The sequence below is a fragment of the Thermus antranikianii DSM 12462 genome (assembly GCF_000423905.1).
GTDB lineage: Bacteria > Deinococcota > Deinococci > Deinococcales > Thermaceae > Thermus > Thermus antranikianii.
The window spans coordinates 1-2420 of the sequence record NZ_AUIW01000033.1 but is presented as its reverse complement, the minus strand read 5'-3'; the positions used below and the strand labels follow the sequence as shown (position 1 = coordinate 2420).

Sequence of the window (2420 nt, the reverse complement as noted above, 5' to 3'; positions counted from 1 at the left end):
TTCGCAAGGTATCCTGGTCCACGGGGCACCTCCTCGTGCTAAGGTGTGCCCCCCTATTAAACACGGACCCTTACACATAAATCCTTACACGACCAGGACTGGGGATGGAGCGGGAAGTGGTGTACGTGGCCTTGGGGATTACCCCCTCAGGGGAGAGGTGGATTCTGGGCTGCAAGATAGCCTTCGGCTGACCTGGCTCCTTCCCAGGGAGGATGCGGTTTCTTGGGAGGAGGTTTTGCGGGAGCTATAGCACAGGGGCTTGCGGCGGGTTCTGCTCTTTATCACCGATGGGATACCCGGAATAGAGGGTCACGCGATAGCGTATCTTGCGGCGATTCGGCGGGTCTATCCCCTGGCCCAATGGCAACGGTGTGTGGTGCATACGGTTCGCTCCAGCCTGGCCCGGGTGCGTTCCCGGGACAGGGGCCTGCTGGCGCAAGACCTGCGGGAGGTGTATATGGCGGGGAGCCGAGCGGAGGCCCTCAGGACCTTGGAGAGGTTCAGGGAAGCTTGGGGGGGCAGGTACCCATCCCTGGTGGCTACCTGGTAGGAGGGGTCAGGGGCACTGTTGCGCTTTTACGAGTACCCCTAGTTCCTCTGGCCCTATCTTCGGGCCACCAACCTCATGGAGCGGTTTATCCGGGAGATAAGGCGAGGGACGAAGGTGCGGGACCATAAGTTTCCCCGGCCGGAATCGGTATACAAGCTCCTGTACGTGGAGGGGGAACGGCAGGAAGGGAGGTGGGCGGAGCGAAGGCTGAAGGGATTTGTGGAGGTACAGGAGGTATTGGAGCGGATGCTTCTGGAAAGGTATGCCCCCCAGACACAAACGCTTACACATAGATCTTGACACGACCCTGCCCCCGGCCTAAGCAGGACCACCCTGAGCTTTCCCTCACATCGGACCAGACCCCCATGCTAACCCCATTTGCCGTTCGGCAAGGAGCCCAACCGGGATAAGGGGTAGACAGGGGGTAAGAAAAACCGAAACCCCGGGGACTGACCCCGGGGATTTCTCCGTTCCCATCGTGGTGGGCGGCAGAGGATTTGAACCTCTGACCTCTCGCTTGTAAGGCGAGCGCTCTGACCAGCTGAGCTAGCCGCCCGTGGTGACCCCAGGGGGAATCGAACCCCCGTTTCGGCCTTGAGAGGGCCGCGTCCTGACCGCTAGACGATGGGGCCCTGGCTTGGTGGGCCGTGCAGGATTCGAACCTGCGACCTACCGATTAAAAGTCGGTTGCTCTGCCAGCTGAGCTAACGGCCCAACAGCCTTAGTGATTATAGGGGAAGGATAAAGGCTTGTCCAGGTGAGGGGACCAAAGGGGTGGGACATTTGTCCCTTTCCCCTATGATAGACTTGGGTGTTAAGCTAAAGGAGGGAACCCCTTATGCAGCGGGCCTTTCTGGTTGTGGCCCTGGTGGCGATGGTGGCAGGTGCCGTTGGGCTTGCGCTCCTTCGGCCCTGGTGGTTTACGCCCCTGGCCTCCAACTGGGGTTCCATAGATCAGATCATCCTTCTTTCCCTTCTTCTTACCGGTTTGGCCTACGCTGGCGTCAACCTCTTTTTGGCCTACAGCATCCATCGCTACCACAAGGATCCCGCAAAGTACCTCCCGGAGGAACCGAGGCTGGAGCGGAAGCTAATCTGGCTCACCACCTTAGGAATCGTGGTTCTTCTGGCCCCAGGGCTTTACTTCTACAACCACCTGGTCCACCCCCCAAAGGAAACCTTCACGGTAGAAGTCCTTGCCCAGCAGTGGCTTTGGAGCTACCGTTATCCGGGACCGGACGGGAAGCTAGGAAGGACGTCCATCCAGAAAGCTTCTCCCGCCAACCCCTTTGGCTTGGACCTCGAGGATCCCTCCGCCCGGGACGACATCCTGGTCATCGGGGGTCCCTTGCGGCTCCCCTTGGGCGAACCCGTCCTACTCCTCCTCCGGGCCAACGACGTCATCCACAGCTTCTACGTTCCCGAGTTCCGGATCAAGATGGACGTGGTCCCGGGCATGGTAACCCGCATCTGGTTCACCCCCACCGCCCTCGGCCAGTTCCAAGTGGTCTGCGCCGAGTACTGCGGCATAGGCCATGCCCGCATGCTGGGCCAGGTCCTGGTAATGAAGCCTGAAGAGTTTCAGGCCTGGATTAAGACCCAGCCCAGCGTGGCCCAGTCCCTGGGCCGGTAAGGAGGAGCCATGGAGTTTCCCGGTTACCATGACCACCGCATTGGCCCGGAGCCCCGAAGCTTCTGGAGCCGGTACGTCTTCAGCCAGGACCACAAGGTTATCGCCATCCAGTATACGGTGACCGCCCTTCTGGTGGGGGCCATCAGACTTGACCGATATGCGGCCTTGGGGTAAAGAGGGGGCATGACCCTACGCGAGGCCTTGTCCCAAGTCCCCGACCCCAGGGCCCGCAACCGG

General features: G+C 60.5%; 2 protein-coding genes, 3 tRNA genes and 1 pseudogene. 3 read left to right on the top strand and 3 right to left on the bottom strand.

Annotation, left to right across the window (positions count from 1 at the left end):
* Nucleotides 1–89: 89 nt before the first annotated feature.
* Nucleotides 90–850, top strand: a pseudogene (locus tag G584_RS12295) (IS256 family transposase); the annotation flags it as partial.
* Between the two features lie 179 nt (nucleotides 851–1029).
* Here the strand turns inward: G584_RS12295 and G584_RS0111210 are convergent.
* The 3 genes from G584_RS0111210 to G584_RS0111200 form a co-directional block, all read right to left on the bottom strand.
* Nucleotides 1030–1106: transfer RNA gene (locus G584_RS0111210), tRNA-Val, on the bottom strand.
* Between the two features lies 1 nt (nucleotide 1107).
* A tRNA-Glu gene (locus G584_RS0111205) sits at nucleotides 1108–1182 on the bottom strand.
* 6 nt (nucleotides 1183–1188) lie between these two features.
* Nucleotides 1189–1264 (bottom strand) — tRNA-Lys (locus G584_RS0111200).
* A 124-nt stretch (nucleotides 1265–1388) separates the two neighbouring features.
* On the opposite strand from G584_RS0111200, the gene G584_RS0111195 reads away from it, so the two are divergent.
* Together G584_RS0111195 and G584_RS12750 are read left to right on the top strand one after the other, a co-directional pair.
* Nucleotides 1389–2183: a cytochrome c oxidase subunit II gene (locus G584_RS0111195; protein ID WP_028494669.1), complete on the top strand. Its 795-nt coding sequence runs from the start codon at nucleotides 1389–1391 to the stop codon at nucleotides 2181–2183.
* A gap of 9 nt (nucleotides 2184–2192) precedes the next feature.
* The gene (locus G584_RS12750; protein WP_157626427.1) at nucleotides 2193–2357 is read left to right on the top strand and encodes a hypothetical protein; all 165 of its coding nucleotides are present in this window, start codon (nucleotides 2193–2195) and stop codon (nucleotides 2355–2357) included.
* The last annotated feature ends 63 nt before the right edge of the window (nucleotides 2358–2420 follow it).

What these genes read in the sequence shown, in the direction of transcription:
- G584_RS0111195 (WP_028494669.1), top strand. Translation starts at nt 1,389, where the DNA reads ATGCAGCGGGCCTTTCTGGTTGTGGCCCTGGTGGCGATGGTGGCAGGT.
- G584_RS12750 (WP_157626427.1), top strand. Translation starts at nt 2,193, where the DNA reads ATGGAGTTTCCCGGTTACCATGACCACCGCATTGGCCCGGAGCCCCGA.